Here is a 14,948-nt window from a genome sequence, read left to right as displayed (position 1 = left end):
GCCGAACCGGCGCGGGCCCGGCAGCTGCCGGACCCGGTCGGTTGCTGGGCTGATTACTCGGCGGTGAGGCGCACCGGGAGTTCGCGGTGGCCATTGGAGATGAAGCCGATGACGGGGGCAACGTCAGCGGGATCGCCGGCCAGGCGTAGCTCGGGGAAGCGCGCGAACAGCGCCGGGAGGGCGATGCTCGCCTCGAGCCGGGCCAGGGGAGCGCCGATGCAGTGGTGGACTCCGTGACCGAAGGCCACGTGATCCTTGTTCACCCGGGTGATATCGAAGGATTCGGCGGTCTCGCCGTGGATCTTCGGATCACGTCCGGCAGCGGCGTACGAGGCGAGAATGGCCTCGCCCTTGGGGATTCGAATGCCGTCGATCTCGATGTCCTCCACGGCATAGCGCAGCGGCAGATGAGCGACGGGGGATTCGTAGCGCAGGGTCTCCTCGATGACCTCGTCCCAGCCGACCTCGCCCGCGCGCACGGCGGCAAGCTGCTCGGGATGGGTGAGCAGCGCGAAGATCGCCTGATCGAGCAGGTTGACGGTGGTCTCGTGACCGGCATTGATAACCAGCATCAGCGTATCGACCATCTCCTTCTCGGTCAGCCGCTCGCCGTCCTCATCGCGGGTATTGATCAGCACGCTGGTCATATCCTCGCCGGGGTTGTCGCGGCGGAAGGCCACGAGTTCCTCGATGAGGCCGAACATTTCGAGATAGTTGGCCCCGGCGGCCTCCGGCGAGATCTCGGTATCGAAGAACCGGGCCACACAGGTGCGCAGCGCGGGCTCTCGATCGTCCGGCACGCCCATCAGCTCGGTGAGCACCTGGATCGGCACCGGGTAGGCGAAACCCTCACGCAGGTCCACGGTTTCGCCCGCGGGGGTGGCGGCCAGCCGGTCCAGCAGGTCGGTCACCAATTCCTCGATGCGCGGGCGCAGCGCCATGGTCCGGCGATTGGTGAACGCCGGAGACACCAGCTTGCGCAGGCGCCGGTGGTCCGCGCCGTAGGCGGTGAACATATTGGTCGCCGCCACCCACGGGAACAGCGGCCACTCGGGGGTGACCTCACCATTGCCGAAGGCCGCCCAGTGCTGCGCCGGATCCTTGGACACCCGAGGATCGGCCAGCAGTCGCTTGAGCACATCGGCATCGGTCACCGACCACGCGGGCACGCCCATGAGCTCGATCAGGGTCACCGGTCCACGCGCACGGATACGGGTATTCTCGCCTTGAATGTCGACGCCGGTGAGGTCCAGCGCCAGGGGTTCGATCGTCACTGCTGTTCTCCTACTTCACATTCAACGGCGGGCACGCAGGGAAGACCACCGGCAGCGCGGTCAGCGCGCGGTGGAAAGGCCCTGGACGCCAAGATAATTCATCAACCGGAATGGCGAGACGCAGCTCGGGCAGCGCGTCGAGGAGTTGATCGATCGCCTCCTGGGCGACCAGCGTCGCGACCGACTTGGCCGGGCAGCCGTGCGGTCCGAGACTCCAGGCCAGGTGGGAGCGGTTGCCGATGCGCTCACCACCGCTGATCGCGGGGTCGTTATTGCACCCGGCGAGGCTGATGATGACCGGCTGGTGCGCGGGCAGCCAGGTATCGCCGATGAGCATGGGCTGGCGCGGATAGGAGGTGGGGAAGTTCGCCATCGGCGGGTCGTTGAACAGCACCTCGTCCAATGCGTCACGCGTGGAAAGACTTCCGCCGAGCACATCGCCTGCGAAACGGTCGTCGGTGAGGATCAGCCGCAGCGTATTGATGATGAGATTCTGCTGCGGTTCCAGCCCGGCGCCGTAGAGGCTGATGATGTTGGCGAGCATTTCGGTGTCGTCGAGCCCGGCATCGTGCTGCAGCAGCCGGGTCACCATATCGTCGCCGGGTTCGCGTCGCTTGAGCTCGATCAGCTCCAGCAGCGCGCCGCTGAGCATGGCCATGCCCTGTTCGGCCTTCTCGTCGACCGAATCGAACAGTGCGGCCATGCCCTGCGCCACCCGCTGCCCGATGGCCGGCGGGCAGCCGAGCATGTCATTGAGACCGGCGAATACCAGCGGGAAGGCGTACTGCGTGATCAGCTCGGCTTCGCCGCTCGCGCAGAAGGTATTGATCAGCGGGATGGCCTCGCGCTCGACGATGGCGTGCAGCCCGTGCAGGTCCACCCCGTCGACGGCGCTGACATTCGCCTGCCGGTACCGCCAGTGCGCGGCGCCCGCATTGCGCAGCACGTTCGGATACCACTGCATCATCGGCTTCACCGGGCAGTCGGCGGGAATCGTCTGCTCCCACATGCGCGGATCGGCCGGGAAGTGGTCCGGATCATTGAGGATCCGCACCGCGTCGTGATAGCCGATCACCAGGGTGGCGGGCACTTCGGGCGCCAGCTCCACCGGCACCAGAGAACCGTAGCGGCGGCGCATTTCGCGGTAGCTCGCCTGCGGATCGGCCGCGAACTCCTCGGTGTAGATCGGGAAGCGCGTCGCGCCGGCTACCGCCGACGGCTCGGTCGAAGTGGTCAAAGGTGTGACTCCTGACGAGATTGAAACAAGAACTCGACGAGTGTGATGAGCGACTGCACGCACGTACGCCGATCGCGTGCGTCCAGGGCGGTCAGCGGGGTGCCCTCGGCGAGGTCGAGGGCGTCGCGGACCTCGGCGAGCGGATACCGCTTCGCGCCCTCGAATTCGTTGACCGCCACCGCATACGGCACCGCGCGCTGTTCGAGCACCGACAGCACCTCGTCGGATTGTTCGATCCGGCGGGTGTCGACGAGCACGAGCGCGCCGAGCGCGCCGATGGCCAGCTCCTCCCACAGCGGAATGAAGCGCCGCTGGCCGGGCGTACCGAAAAGGTACAGGGCCAGTTGGGGATTGAGGGTGATGCGACCGAAGTCCATGGCGACCGTGGTGGTCGTCTTCTCCCGCAGGCCGGCCAGATCGTCGACGCCGACACTGGCCTCGGTGATCGTCTCCTCGGTGCGCAGCGGTTTGATCTCCGAGACGCTGCCGACGAATGTGGTCTTGCCGACGCCGAAACTCCCTGCCACCAAGAGTTTTACCGATTTGGTCACGGTGGGCGGCAGATATTCGACACCCGGCGTCTGTAATTGCGGACGATCCGACTCAGACCGCAAGGGCGCGAAGCCCATTCAGTACCTCTTCCAGCAAGCTGACGTCCGGCATGGTGTGCGCAGGCGTCCGGGTTATCAGGTGACCGCTGTCGAGCAGGTCGGCGACGACGATCTTCACCACCGAGGGCGGCAGATCGAGATGGGCCGCGACCTCGGCGAGTGACAGCGCACTGCGGCACAGCGCGAGGATGCGGCGTCCGTCGGGAGTCCCGCCCTGTAGCGGGACATCGGCGGCGACGATCACGGTGACGAGGTCCAAAAGGCGTGTCGGACGCGAACGTCCGCCGGTGCGTACGTACGCCCGGACCAGATCGGGATCACGTCGCGGCCCGGTCATGTCAGAGCGCCGCCGCGCGGCACTGCGCCGAGCTCGTGCCCGACTCGGGCGGCGAGCTCATTGAGCCGGTGCGCGACCAGCGCCACATCGACCTCGACGGTCGCGGACACGCCGATGACCGCACCGTCGCCCGCGGCGGTAATGAAGATCATGCCGTCGTCGTACTCGGTGACGTTCTGGCGCACATTGTCGTGGGGGCCACCGCAGAATTCACCGAGTGCCTTGCCCAGCGAGCGCAGCCCGGACGCGGCCGCGGCGAATCGCTCGGCATTGTCCCGGGTGATATTGCCCGAGTGTGCGATTCGCAGGCCGTCCTCGGACAGCAGTACCGCGAACCGCACCCCCGGGATGTCTAGGTCCGAAAGCATCCAGCCGAGCCGGTTGGAGCTGTCGGCCGGGCTCGCGGACGGCGCCGCATTGTGCGGGCCGGTCGCTGTCGGTGAGTTCACGAGTTCATCCCTTCGGTCTGGTCGGCTTCGGCGGCGGCGACGCGGCCGCTGACCGAACCGCTGCGCCACGCCACTGCGATATCGGGTCGAGCGAGTTGGAGAGTCGTTGCGGGGGTGGAGGATTGCTGCACGCCCGGCTGAACCACGGTGCGCCGCCGCCGTTTCGCCAGTCCGCTCGCGGTGAGCGCCGCGGCGATCTCGGCATTGTCGGCTGCGGGTTCTTCCACGGGGAACACTGCTGTTGTCGTTGCCGCCGCCGGCTCCTCCTTGACTTCTTGCGGTGCCATCAGCAGGGATTCGGGGATGTACACCATCGCCCGCACACCGCCGTACATATTGGGGCCGTCGACATAGACGCTGAACCCGTACCGGCGCACCAGCGCCGCGATACTGGGGAAGCCGATCTTCGGCGCCGGGCCGAGCTCGAGAATATCGATCGAGCGCTCGCCGGCGAGGACCTGGCGGGCATCCTCCAACTGCTCCGGGCTCATACGCACCCCGGCATCGTCGATGAGGATTGTCACGCCGTGGTGACCTTCCTGGAAACTGATGTCGACGAACGAGGTCGGCGGCGAATAGCGCAGCGCATTGTCCAGCAGCGTCGCCACGGTGTGCACGAGCGGCTCCACGACGCGGCTGGCCACCACGCGGTCGGCCTGGGTGGCACGCACCCGCAGGTAGTCGCGCACGCGCCCGGTGGCGCCGCCGACCACATCGGTCACCGACTGCTGCGGCCACCGGCGTCCGGGCAGCCCGCCGCTGACGATCACATAGGACTGCGCCTGCCGGATCATCTGCTGCACACTGTGGTCGATGCGGATGAGGGTTTCGTACACCGCGTCGTCACGATGCTCGCGCAGGGCGGCGCTGACCACCTTGCCGACGTCCGCACCGAGGCTGACCACCGAGGTGCCGAACGAGCGCACGGCCGCACCGGTCACATCGCGCGAGGCGCCCTGCGCGGCGTCGCGCACGGTCTGCATCTCGACGCGAACGGCCTGCTCCGCGTTGGCGATTGCCAGCCGCGCCTCCGCCTCGATATCGCGTTTGCCCTGATCGGCGGCCTCCGCCCAGAGCAGTCGCAGATCGTCCGCGTGGTATTCCACGCCCTGCCACACCAGCGGGGGCAGGGCCGAATCTTCCAGGCTCGGTGGCACTTCCAGGGCGGTCAGCGGCATTCCGGGGCGACGGATCGACTCGGAGACCGAGGGCAGCGTCTTGCGGACAAGCTGTTCGAGCAATTGCTCCCAGCCCCGCACCTGCGCGGTCAGATCATTGGCGCGGGCCCGCTCCGCGCGCAAACGCACCGCGGTATAAGCATTCGCGGCGACGGCGAGCACAAGTAGGGGAACAAGTATCCAGAGAAACATCACGGCCATAGGGGTTTCGTCAATCCTGTCGGCTACACCAAGGTCAGGCGCACTTACGCAAACACGACCGACCGTAGCCCACAACATACCTATTCCGTTATCCCAGCGATACTTTCACATGAGATCTCGTCAAACCGAGGGCTCGCGCCCGCCCGCGCTCATCGGCTGAGTTCTTCCGCCCAGGCGGTGAGGCCTGCGAGAAAGGCCTTGCGCTCCTGCGTGGTCAGGCGCTCCATGGCGCGTATGAGGGGTTCGGACCTGCGGCCGACGAACTCCCTGACATCCGCGCGGCGCTCCTGCGGAACCGACAGCAGAGTCCGGCGATTGTCGGCCGGATCGCTCTCGCGGCGCAGCCAGCCCGCGCGGGACAGGTCGCCGGTGAGCTGGCTGGCATTGGTCAGGCCGATGCCCAGCTGGCGCGCGAGATCGCCGACGCTGACCGGACCGGCGGACAGCGCGTAGACCAGCGCCGCGCCGTGCCGGGGACCGAGGCCGTTGGCCTCGAAGGCATCTCGGAGCGCGGTGGGCATATCGCCGTGCGCACGCCGGAGATAGCTGGAGATCATCGGCACGACCGTTTGCAATCGGCTGCGGTCCTCCGCGCTGACCGGCTGTGGCTCACCCACCCGTTCTCCCTGTCTCTGAAAATCCGTGTCGCTGAAAATCCGTCCTTGACAGGGTCACTCTACAACTTCAGACTTCTGAATAGTTCTCAAATATGAACTATTCGATCCCGGTATGGGCCGGGGCGTCGGGAGGATGGCCATGACAGGTCCGCAGCAGCCGGAAGCCGGGGAGTTCTTCGAATCCGTCTATCGCTCGCAACCGCCGACCGGAGCCGTGATCACGGCCGCCGGATGGGATATCGGCAAGCCGCAGCCGCTGGTGGTGGAACTGGCCGAAACCGGCGGCATCCGCGGCCGGGTGCTGGACGCCGGTTGCGGCACCGGTGAGAACGCGCTGTATCTCGCGGGTCGCGGATATGACGTCACCGGACTGGATTTCGCCGCTACCGGCATCGCGCATGCCCGGGCGAAGGCGGAGCGGCTGGGCGTGCGGGCCGAGTTCGATACCGCCGATGCTCGTGAATTGACCGGGTACGAAGACAGTTTCGACACTGTTCTCGATTCCGGTCTGCTCCACACCTTCACCGGGTCCGATCGTGATCGCTATGTCGCCGCGCTGCATCGGGTGACGAGTTCGGATGCGGCAGTCCATATCCTGGCGGTCAGCGATGCGGCGCCGCCCGGTCCGGGGCCGCAGCGTATGACCGAAGCCGAACTGCGTGCCGCGTTCGCCATCGGCTGGACCGTCGAGGTGCTGCGTCGCGATGAAATGCTGGGATCGCTGCCCGGACACGGTCCGGCCCCGATTCCGGCGTGGTTGCTCACCGCTCGGAAGAGCGCGCGATGAACCGGGCGCTGCTCTGGATTCTGCGCGGGCTGACGCTGCTCGCCGGGGTGGACGGACTGACGCAGGCCATGTTCGCGGGGCGATTCATGTCCGGCAGTTATCGTGCGTTGGACGCGCATTCGCTCAACGGGCTCATTCTCGCGGTCATCTCACTGCTGCTGACCATTGCTTTCGCGGTCGCCTGGCGGCGCGGGGCGCTCTCGTGGACCTTCTGGACGAGTCTGGGTCTCACCCTGGCCTGCGGTATCGAGATCATGCTGGGGCATAAGGCGATTCTGGCGATTCACGTCCCGCTCGGTGTGCTCGTCATTGCCGGATTGCTGGCGTTGCTGGTGCAGGTGTGGCGTGCTCCGGTGCTGGTCGGCGCCGATGCGCTGGGGGACAGGTGAATGCGATGAGCCGCCGGGATGTCTTCCGGCTGGCCGGGGCGCTCGGTGTGGTGGGCGCGGCGGGCGTGGCCGCGGGTTTCCGGTTCGCCGGTGACAGCGCGACCGTCGGTGCGCAGCTCACCTCGGAAGTGGCACTGCCCGAACCGTTCACGCGGTCGCTCACGGTGCCCGCGGTGCTGGCGCCGGAACGGCGGGATGCGGATACGGACTACTACCGCATGACGCAGCGCCGGGCGACGGCGCAGATTGTGCCCGGTTATGACACACCGATTTTGAGCTACAACGGCACTTTTCCTGGTCCGACGCTTGTCTCGGCGCGCGGCAGGCGCACCGTCGTCAGGCATCGCAATGAATTGCCCGTGCCGACTGTCGTGCACCTGCACGGTGGTCATGTGCCGCACGATTCCGACGGCTATCCCACCGATCTGCTGTATCCGGTCGGCTCGGATTCGATGGCCGATATGGCTGGTATGCAGCGTGATTCGCTGGCGCGGACCATGACCGGTGAGCGGGATTACGAGTATCCGACGCAGCAGCCGGCTGCCACGCTGTGGTACCACGACCATCGGATGGATTTCACCGGTGCTTCGGTGTGGCACGGGCTGGCCGGATTCCATCTCATCGTGGATGAGGCGGAGAACCGGCTGCGGCTGCCCTCCGGAGAGCGTGATCTGCCGCTGATGATCACCGATCGGGCGTTCCATGCGGACGGGTCTCTCATGTACCCGGCGCTGGACCCGTCGATGATGGAAAAGCCCGGTGTGACAGGGAAGTACGTGCAGGGTGTGCTCGGCGATGTCATTCTCGTCAATGGTGTGCCGTGGCCGGTGCATCGGGTTGGGGGTGCGCGCTATCGGCTGCGGTTGCTCAATGCTTCCAATGCCCGGGTGTATCGGCTGCGCATGGATTCGCCCGGCGGCCGGGCCGGTGGGTTCGTGCAGATCGGGTCCGACGGTGGTCTGCTGGAACGCGCACAACACCTTTCGGCGGTGGATATCGCGCCGGGTGAGCGGTTCGATGTGGTGGTGGACTTCTCCGGGTGCGCGCCGGGTGATCAGGTGACGGTCCACAATGATCTCGGCTCCGGGAGGGCCGCGCAGGTCATGCGTTTTGTGGTGGGGGACCGCGCCGATGATTCCTCGGTGGTTCCGGATGTGCTCGTTCCGATCGAGCGGCTGGACCGGGCGGCCGCGGTGCGCACCCGCCTGTTCGACTTTCGCCGCGGCGATGTCGACGGCATGGTGGGCTGGACGATCAATGGCCGCGCCTATGCCGTCGACGAGGTCATCGCCGAGCCGAAGCTGGGGGAGGTGGAGATCTGGCGGTTCAGCACCGATCTCAATCATCCGATTCATGTGCACCTCAACCAGTTCCAGGTGCTCTCGCGTAATGGCAATCCGCCGCATGCGACCGATGCGGGGTGGAAGGACACTCTGAATCTGGCGGCAACCGAGGTGGCGGAAGTCGCTATCCGCTTCACCGACTATGCCGGGCGATTCGTTCTGCACTGCCACAATCTGGAGCACGAGGATATGGCCATGATGGCTACCTTCACCACCGTGCAATAGGAATCTAATCCGTTGTGCCGCAAATGGATCGAGGGTCGTGCCGTTTTCCTCCGGCTTGAACAGACCGATCTACTCGTTCTTCGCGGAGTAGGATGACGGCGAAGATTTCGGATCGAAAGGCTATGGAGCGATATGGATAACTTGATTCAGATGTTTGCCAACAGCTTGGTCAGCGGTCTCGGTTGGGGTCTCGGCAACGGTGCCGCCAACGCGATCCTCGGTGCATTCGGTAGCGCTTAGCAGCCCGATGAAGTGCCCGGACTGCAACGGGGCGGGTCACCGCACACTCTCGGGACCGTGTGGTGAGTGTGAGGGACGAGGCTGGAGCGAGTACTCCACCCAAGAAGGCTTCGAAACCTCCGCCCAGTGGGTGACCCGCCCGGTCCGATGCGGTGCCTGTTTCGGAAACGGCTACATCTACAAGCCCCTGGGCCACTGCCAGACCTGCAATGCCACCGGCCAGGTCCGCCGTGTCGAGGGCATCGTCCCCTGCGAACTCTGTTCCGGATGGGGCTATGTCCACTCGGACACAGAGCGCTACCCCAGCGGAATGCCGAAGCGACTGGTATGCCCGAACTGCAACGGCCAGAAGCGAATCCCCGGCTACCACTACATCCCCGACTATTCCTGACCGATCGCGTGCAGCCTTCGTCGCCATCGGCCCGCTTTGTGAGCTGAGACGCCCGCACCCTCCGCCCTACTCGATCGAACAGTCGAGGATCCGTCCGTCCACGGTTCCGATCAGCAACCGCCCCGGTCCGGTGAGTGTGAGCGAAAGGGGGACCACTGGTTGGCCGTCGACTTCCAGGTGCTGCCGCCACCGCACGGTCCCGTCCGAGGTGTGCAGGGCGACCAGTTCACCGGAATTGAAGGCGACGTAGACCGTGTTCTCGTCCCCGTCCAACGCGGTGGCGGGGAAGTCGGCGGTGAACACCCACCGCACGGCGCCGTACAGGCCGCTGCGCCGGACAACGAAGACATTGCCGGGCAGTAGACCGGCACCGTCGTGAACGAACCCGGCGTGCACCAGGTCTCGGTTACCTGGACTGCCAATCTCGATGCCGGGCCCGCCGAAAAGGTGTCCGGCGCGTGCGGTATCCCACTCGAGGGGAAACAGTTCCCGGGTCGACGGCACGCCATCGGGGCCGGTCATGTCGACGGCAACAACGTGTTTGTCCTGCCATGGCTCCTCACTGTCTTTGCCCCGCAGGAAGAGCAACTGCCCGCTGTGGCGGATCGGAAAAGCATTGTTGCGGGCTTCGAATCCTCCGAGCGGCACGTGAAATTCGGGAGTTTCGCCCGCTGGGCCGATCAGCGCGAGCCAGCCGTTGCCGCATTCGTGGTCAGTGGAACGCAGTGCGAGCCAGCCATCTTCGCGTGTGGTCAGTGTGACGGCTGAACTCAGGAGCAGGGATTCCAGCACTCTTCCGTCATCGAGCGACACCCGGGCGACGAGCGGTGACTCGGTGACCCGTTCCTCGCCCACGCGGCGCGATCGCCACGGCACATTGACCCAGGCCTCGAGCTGATCGGACCGAATCACAAGTTGTCGGCCGGCTCCCTCGTTCTCGATTCGCCACTGCAATTGCCGGTCGGGCAGCCATGATTCGGCGATAACACCTTCCGCGCAGGCCAGCACCCGCCCGTCCTGCAGCTGCTGCACATCCCACACCTGCCGGCGCGGCTCCCATGGTCTCCCGGTCAACGCGGCGAGCGCCGCGATGCCCCGACCGGTCACCGATTCTCGTGATGGGCGCTGGAATTCGACGCGCGGCCCGATGAGCTCTTCCGCCTGAACCGATTTGCCCGCCACATCGCTCCAGTCGGGCCGTTCGAGGACCGCGGAGTACGCGTAGGAGTGCGCCGCCGCGTCGTAACGGCCGCCGGGGAAGCTGTCTACTGGAGCGGCCAGGATCCGTAGAGCCCGCTTGTCGGCCCATTCGACGTGCATCAGTTCGCGTGCCCAGCGCAGCACCGAGGTCGAGAGTCCCGACCGCAGATCGAGGATCAGCAGTTCGCCCTCGTAGGAGTAACCCCCGTCGTACGACCCGGTGCCCACGGCCACTATCGGCAGCGTCGGGTGAAAGGCCATCGAGTGGACGGGCCACCGGGAATCCACGACCCACCGGCACCGAAGATCCTGTGTGCCATAGAGTCCCACGCGGTACTGGCGCCACCGGTAGTTGGTGGTACCGCAGCCGGACCATCCCAGATACCCCATGTCGCCGCCTACAGCAACAAGGTAACGCTCCTCGTCGACAACTACAGCCGAAGGCTCGCCGATCTCGGCGAAGGGGCGGTCGCCGAGTATGCGGCGAGTGATCAGCGAACCAGACATGTTGCGATTGCTCCTTTCATTTGTCGGTGGCGAGTTCGGCGTCCAGAGCGCGGACGGCTTTGTCGTACCGGTCGCGGTCGAACAGGAAAGGGCCGAATGCGCTGTAGTCACGATCGGTGCGATAGGGCAGTCCGAAGCGATCCCACACGACGAGGTTGCCGGTCAGAGTGATGCGGGTCAGCAACCCGCCGCAGCCCAATTCCCCACAGGTGCACACGAGTACAGGTGTCTTGTGTTCCGTGGTGGGGGGAGCGGATCCATGGAAGTAGGCCATCGGTCGCTCGAATCGGCCGGAGCGCAGAGCGAGACCGGCGTACCAACCGCCGGCGGGCCGCATACCCGCGCTGATCTCGAAGGTGTCGATGAGATCAGTCAGGGGAATGGTATCGATACAGGGAATGACCCGCAGGACATCACCGGGTCCGGGACGATAGTCGAGTCTGAAATCGCCGGTGGTAGTTAAGTGCCGCTGCTGCAGCCACTTTCGATCCCGGACCGCGCCCGCGCGACGACGCACGTCGGTAGCCGGGGTCTTTCCGGGGGTCAACGGCTGAGGCGCACAGCGCCTTTCCCGCGAGAAATGATCACGGCCTCACCGTAGCCAGCGATTACACATCCCGCAATGCGGACGCAGTCCGCTGTGCCGGCGCCGGCGGGCGCCCATCGGTAGATGCGGCGATTCGTTCACGACCCCGGTTCAGAGGGCCATTTTGCCGTTGTCGACGGTGTAGACGGCGCCGTGGACGGCGGAGGCTTCGGGGGAGCAGAGGAAGGTGATGACGTTGGCTACCTGGGCGGGGTCCATGAGGCCGCGGGCGGCGGCGGTTTTCATGATGAGGGTGTAGTCGGGGTCTTCGGGGAAGGTGAAGTTCTGCAGGAGGGGGGTGGTCATGCCGCCGGGGCAGACGACGTTGATGCGGATGCCGCGGCTGTCGAATTCCAGGGCCATGGCGCGGGTGAGGCCGATGAGGCCGTGTTTGGCGGCGCAGTAGGCGGCCGAGTAGGCCTGGCCTTCGAGGCCCGCGATGGAGGCGACATTGACGATGTTGCCCTGGCGTTCGAGCAGGTGGGGGAGGGCGGCGCGGGAGAGGAAGAAGGGGGCGCTGAGGTTGACGGCGAGGTCGTGCTGCCAGTCGGCGTCGGTGGTCTGCGCGGTGTGGCGCATGGTGTGGGCGCCCGCCGCATTGATCAGGATGTCGACTCCGCCGAAACGTTCGACGCAGGCTTCGATCACCGCGGTGCTCGCGGCCGGATCGGCGAGATCGGCTGCCAGCCAAGCGGTTTCGGGGCCGTCGAGGGTGGCTCCCAGGCGTTCCTTATCGCGTCCGACGCCGAACACCCGCGCCCCGTCCGCCTGCAGCGACCGTGCTACGGCCTGCCCCAGCCCGGACGACGCTCCGGTCACCACCGCGACCCGGCCATCGAAACGCCCTGACATATCCGTCTCCGTTCATTCACCGGCCGGCGAAACCGCCGTCCGCGCAGACGATTCAACGACACCGCACCCCGAATCCGCGACCCCTGATATTCGCGGCCCTTCTACCTGCGCTAACACAATCGGCAACCCTCGCGATCTCTATCACGTGGCGCGCACTCGAAGCATCTTCAGCACAGTCCGGCCGGCGGCGATCGGTGTCCTCGCGGCGGCCGTCGCCATGATCGCGACGGGTTGCACGGCAACCTCCTCGGCACCGGCCACGAGCGCCGTTGCTCCCATCGCGCAGCAGCGCAGCGCCCCGAACGGCAGCGCCAACGGCCTGTGCTTCGACCCGAATTCCGCCCTCGCGCAATCCGCCCTGGCCAAGCTTCCCGCGGCCCCGATCGGCACCTGGTCCGTCGGACAGACCAGCAATGACCCGATCAGCTCCGGCTGCGACGGGCTGCTGTCCTGGATGATGGCCGATACGAACACCAATCACCCCTACACCCAGGTCCTCCTGTTCACCGGCGGCACGTACCTCGGCACCACCACCTCCGACCCCTACATGTTCACCATGCTGACCGCCCACACCCGCACCAGCATCTCCCTCACCTACCACTGGACGGTCGGCAACGATCCGATGTGCTGCCCCCAGGGCGGCCCCAGCGTGGTCAGCTTCACCCTCAACGGCACCACCATCACCGCCAACGGCCAGTTCCCGCCGCACCCCTGATCCGTGCCCGAATGTGCTGGAGCTGATCGAGATTCCTGCGCGCGGTGAAATTGTTGTCGATAGACATTCGCCGGGACTGTTTCGACTCGATCGTGGAGGGGAAGATCCATCCCACGCTCCCAGTTTCGGAGTGCCTCACGAAAGAGTCGATATGTCAGCCGATCTCGCCTCACCACGAAACCCCCGCCCACGCCGCGGCCGGGTCAAGATCCGGGCCGAGATCGCCGCGTTCATCGCCGAGCTCGCCCACGCCGGGATCCGGCCGACGGAGCATTGTCGGCCTGCAATGCCTGGTAGGGCGCAATCGATCACGCTGGTCGGCTGGAGCTTGGAAGGATGTCGCGGGCATCGGCGCGGCTGCGGCGCCGAATGCGCCACGGTGGTGACGACCAACGGGAGGGTCGCTGTGATGAGTGGGCAGCCCGGGCACACGCGCTGGCGCCGTGTGCGTCCGATCTATCTCGATCTGGCCGACGATCAGAACCTGCAGCCGCTACTGGCGACCGGGCGCGCGATACTGCTGCCCCGGCAAAAGACGGCGTAGCTGTACACCGGAGCTGCCATCCGCTCCGGGTTCCGATAGCGGACGAAGCATCTTGCTGTTGACAGGATTCATTCCACTGTGGAGTATTGCGGAGACGGTCGGTGATCCGCCCCCTCCTATCGAAAGAGTGGCCCATGCCCACGATTCCGTGGATGACAGTCGGCACGCCCAGCACGCCCGAGGTCCAATGCATGGCCTCTCGCCTCGAAGTCAAATCCCCGCGCAACGCACCCGGCTTCCTGATCGCTTCACTGGCACTGTGGTGGCAGGCCCGCCGCTCACCGGGAGCGCTGGGCGTCGCCTTGAAAGCAGAGACCCTCAAGGGCACCTTCTGGACCTACTCGGCGTGGACCGACAAGTCGGCCATCTATGCCTACGCGGGCGCCGAACCGCACAAGTCCACGGTCGAGCGCAAGCGAAAAGTCATGCAAGAAGCCACTTTCGTCTTCTTCACCGCCCCGGCCGACGAACTACCCATGTCGTGGGACGAGATCCGCCGCCGCATAGCCGAGCAACGCGAATCGGCACACTAGCGCCCGTCGAGACGGACTGGACTCAACAGCGGATCTCTGGAGTGGGCGCCGGTCTCAGGGCCGGTCTGTGCTTCCAGAATCGGCTCACCGGCCCTCCTCAATCCCGAACCCTCAACGGGCCGAAGAGTTCTCGGCAAATCACTGTGTCGTTCGGCGGAGTTCCTCGACCAGCCCGATGATGATGCCGGCCGGGCCGCGGACGTAGCAGTACCGGTAGATGTCTTCGTATCGGGCAATCGTTCCCACGAGTTCGGCGCCATGGGCGCGGAGGCGGTCGAAGACGGTGTCCACATCGTCGACGACGAAGGTCAGGCGGGGGATGCCCGGGGTGTTCACCGGCGCCTTCGGCGCGGTGCTGGTGGTTACCGGCGAGTGGAAGGTGGAGAGCTCGACGCGGCCATGGCCGTCCGGAGTCCGTACGACGGCGATATCCGCTCGGACGCCGTCCAATCCGAGCAGGTCGTCGGCCCATTGGCCACCGACCGCTGCCTCGCCCTCCACTTCCAGGCCCAGTTCGACGAAGAATGCGATAGCGGCCGCGAGATCCTCGACCACAATGCCGACGTGATCCATCCGGATCGTCATGATGTCCTCCTCAGGTTCGCCACGGCCCATTCTGGCCGGGCTTGTTCGGTTCAGGCGTTCTGACGCTCGGCCCGCTGCCGGTTCGGCTGCTCGTACCCCTGGGACGGAGCCGCCCGACCGTTCTCGACAAGGTGGGGTTCATCCGGC

General features: G+C 66.0%; 17 protein-coding genes. 6 read left to right on the top strand and 11 right to left on the bottom strand.

What is annotated here, in order from left to right:
• Positions 1-53: 53 nt before the first annotated feature.
• The 7 genes from OG326_RS35825 to OG326_RS35795 all read right to left on the bottom strand — a co-directional run bounded on the left by OG326_RS35825 (position 54) and on the right by OG326_RS35795 (position 5,904).
• Positions 54-1,274 carry a cytochrome P450 family protein gene (locus OG326_RS35825; RefSeq protein WP_327141548.1) on the bottom strand — a complete coding sequence of 407 codons (1,221 nt, stop codon included), beginning with the start codon at positions 1,272-1,274 and terminating at the stop codon, positions 54-56.
• Between the two features lie 10 nt (positions 1,275-1,284).
• Positions 1,285-2,511: a cytochrome P450 gene (locus OG326_RS35820; protein ID WP_327141547.1), complete on the bottom strand. Its 1,227-nt coding sequence runs from the start codon at positions 2,509-2,511 to the stop codon at positions 1,285-1,287.
• On the bottom strand, positions 2,508-3,062 hold the full coding sequence (locus tag OG326_RS35815; protein ID WP_327141546.1) for a GTP-binding protein: 555 nt from the start codon (positions 3,060-3,062) through the stop codon (positions 2,508-2,510). Before OG326_RS35815 ends, OG326_RS35820 begins: the two co-directional genes overlap by 4 nt.
• A gap of 52 nt (positions 3,063-3,114) precedes the next feature.
• Positions 3,115-3,459, bottom strand: a complete 345-nt coding sequence (locus OG326_RS35810; protein WP_327141545.1) for a DUF742 domain-containing protein — start codon at positions 3,457-3,459, stop codon at positions 3,115-3,117.
• Positions 3,456-3,827 carry a roadblock/LC7 domain-containing protein gene (locus tag OG326_RS35805; RefSeq protein WP_327146683.1) on the bottom strand — a complete coding sequence of 124 codons (372 nt, stop codon included), beginning with the start codon at positions 3,825-3,827 and terminating at the stop codon, positions 3,456-3,458. Before OG326_RS35805 ends, OG326_RS35810 begins: the two co-directional genes overlap by 4 nt.
• 77 nt (positions 3,828-3,904) lie before the next feature.
• On the bottom strand, positions 3,905-5,287 hold the full coding sequence (locus OG326_RS35800; RefSeq protein ID WP_327141544.1) for an ATP-binding protein: 1,383 nt from the start codon (positions 5,285-5,287) through the stop codon (positions 3,905-3,907).
• Positions 5,288-5,436: 149 nt separating this feature from the next.
• The gene (locus OG326_RS35795) at positions 5,437-5,904 is read right to left on the bottom strand and encodes a MarR family winged helix-turn-helix transcriptional regulator (RefSeq protein ID WP_327141543.1); all 468 of its coding nucleotides are present in this window, start codon (positions 5,902-5,904) and stop codon (positions 5,437-5,439) included.
• A gap of 139 nt (positions 5,905-6,043) precedes the next feature.
• Between OG326_RS35795 and OG326_RS35790 the strand changes: the two genes are divergently transcribed.
• From OG326_RS35790 to OG326_RS35780, 3 genes are read left to right on the top strand one after another with little or no spacing between them, the layout of a single operon-like run.
• Positions 6,044-6,691: a class I SAM-dependent methyltransferase gene (locus tag OG326_RS35790; protein ID WP_327141542.1), complete on the top strand. Its 648-nt coding sequence runs from the start codon at positions 6,044-6,046 to the stop codon at positions 6,689-6,691.
• A complete protein-coding gene (locus OG326_RS35785; protein ID WP_327141541.1) occupies positions 6,688-7,080 on the top strand; it encodes a hypothetical protein in 393 nt (130 codons plus the stop codon). Before OG326_RS35790 ends, OG326_RS35785 begins: the two co-directional genes overlap by 4 nt.
• A 5-nt stretch (positions 7,081-7,085) precedes the next feature.
• Complete coding sequence (locus OG326_RS35780; protein WP_327141540.1) at positions 7,086-8,648, top strand: multicopper oxidase family protein; 1,563 nt, start codon at positions 7,086-7,088, stop codon at positions 8,646-8,648.
• Positions 8,649-9,345: 697 nt separating this feature from the next.
• On the opposite strand, the gene OG326_RS35775 is transcribed toward OG326_RS35780, so the two are convergent.
• The 3 genes from OG326_RS35775 to OG326_RS35765 form a co-directional block, all read right to left on the bottom strand.
• Positions 9,346-10,986 carry a hypothetical protein gene (locus tag OG326_RS35775; RefSeq protein ID WP_327141539.1) on the bottom strand — a complete coding sequence of 547 codons (1,641 nt, stop codon included), beginning with the start codon at positions 10,984-10,986 and terminating at the stop codon, positions 9,346-9,348.
• A gap of 16 nt (positions 10,987-11,002) precedes the next feature.
• The gene (locus OG326_RS35770; protein ID WP_327141538.1) at positions 11,003-11,503 is read right to left on the bottom strand and encodes a hypothetical protein; all 501 of its coding nucleotides are present in this window, start codon (positions 11,501-11,503) and stop codon (positions 11,003-11,005) included.
• Positions 11,504-11,683: 180 nt separating this feature from the next.
• Positions 11,684-12,424, bottom strand: coding sequence for an SDR family NAD(P)-dependent oxidoreductase (locus OG326_RS35765; protein WP_327141537.1), 741 nt, complete (start codon positions 12,422-12,424; stop codon positions 11,684-11,686).
• A 145-nt stretch (positions 12,425-12,569) separates the two neighbouring features.
• Here OG326_RS35765 and OG326_RS35760 point away from each other — a divergent pair, with 145 nt between their 5' ends.
• From OG326_RS35760 to OG326_RS35750, 3 genes are all read left to right on the top strand, one after another.
• The gene (locus OG326_RS35760) at positions 12,570-13,139 is read left to right on the top strand and encodes an LppP/LprE family lipoprotein (protein WP_327141536.1); all 570 of its coding nucleotides are present in this window, start codon (positions 12,570-12,572) and stop codon (positions 13,137-13,139) included.
• 151 nt (positions 13,140-13,290) lie between these two features.
• The gene (locus OG326_RS35755; protein WP_327141535.1) at positions 13,291-13,683 is read left to right on the top strand and encodes a hypothetical protein; all 393 of its coding nucleotides are present in this window, start codon (positions 13,291-13,293) and stop codon (positions 13,681-13,683) included.
• Between the two features lie 134 nt (positions 13,684-13,817).
• On the top strand, positions 13,818-14,216 hold the full coding sequence (locus OG326_RS35750) for a hypothetical protein (RefSeq protein WP_327141534.1): 399 nt from the start codon (positions 13,818-13,820) through the stop codon (positions 14,214-14,216).
• Between the two features lie 138 nt (positions 14,217-14,354).
• Here the strand turns inward: OG326_RS35750 and OG326_RS35745 are convergent, their stop codons facing one another.
• Positions 14,355-14,801 carry a VOC family protein gene (locus OG326_RS35745; protein WP_327141533.1) on the bottom strand — a complete coding sequence of 149 codons (447 nt, stop codon included), beginning with the start codon at positions 14,799-14,801 and terminating at the stop codon, positions 14,355-14,357.
• Positions 14,802-14,948 lie beyond the last annotated feature (147 nt).

This window comes from Nocardia sp. NBC_01327, from assembly GCF_035958815.1.
In the GTDB taxonomy this organism is placed as follows: domain Bacteria; phylum Actinomycetota; class Actinomycetes; order Mycobacteriales; family Mycobacteriaceae; genus Nocardia.
The sequence above is the reverse complement of the archived record's forward strand: the minus strand, read 5'-3'. Positions and strand labels throughout refer to the sequence as shown.

Coding starts and splice junctions, on each gene's coding strand:
- OG326_RS35765 (WP_327141537.1), bottom strand. CDS start 12,424: ATGTCAGGGCGTTTCGATGGCCGGGTCGCGGTGGTGACCGGAGCGTCG.
- OG326_RS35755 (WP_327141535.1), top strand. CDS start 13,291: ATGTCAGCCGATCTCGCCTCACCACGAAACCCCCGCCCACGCCGCGGC.
- OG326_RS35745 (WP_327141533.1), bottom strand. CDS start 14,801: ATGACGATCCGGATGGATCACGTCGGCATTGTGGTCGAGGATCTCGCG.
- OG326_RS35810 (WP_327141545.1), bottom strand. CDS start 3,459: ATGACCGGGCCGCGACGTGATCCCGATCTGGTCCGGGCGTACGTACGC.
- OG326_RS35805 (WP_327146683.1), bottom strand. CDS start 3,827: ATGCTTTCGGACCTAGACATCCCGGGGGTGCGGTTCGCGGTACTGCTG.
- OG326_RS35780 (WP_327141540.1), top strand. CDS start 7,086: ATGAGCCGCCGGGATGTCTTCCGGCTGGCCGGGGCGCTCGGTGTGGTG.
- OG326_RS35800 (WP_327141544.1), bottom strand. CDS start 5,287: ATGGCCGTGATGTTTCTCTGGATACTTGTTCCCCTACTTGTGCTCGCC.
- OG326_RS35750 (WP_327141534.1), top strand. CDS start 13,818: ATGCCCACGATTCCGTGGATGACAGTCGGCACGCCCAGCACGCCCGAG.
- OG326_RS35785 (WP_327141541.1), top strand. CDS start 6,688: ATGAACCGGGCGCTGCTCTGGATTCTGCGCGGGCTGACGCTGCTCGCC.
- OG326_RS35790 (WP_327141542.1), top strand. CDS start 6,044: ATGACAGGTCCGCAGCAGCCGGAAGCCGGGGAGTTCTTCGAATCCGTC.
- OG326_RS35775 (WP_327141539.1), bottom strand. CDS start 10,986: ATGTCTGGTTCGCTGATCACTCGCCGCATACTCGGCGACCGCCCCTTC.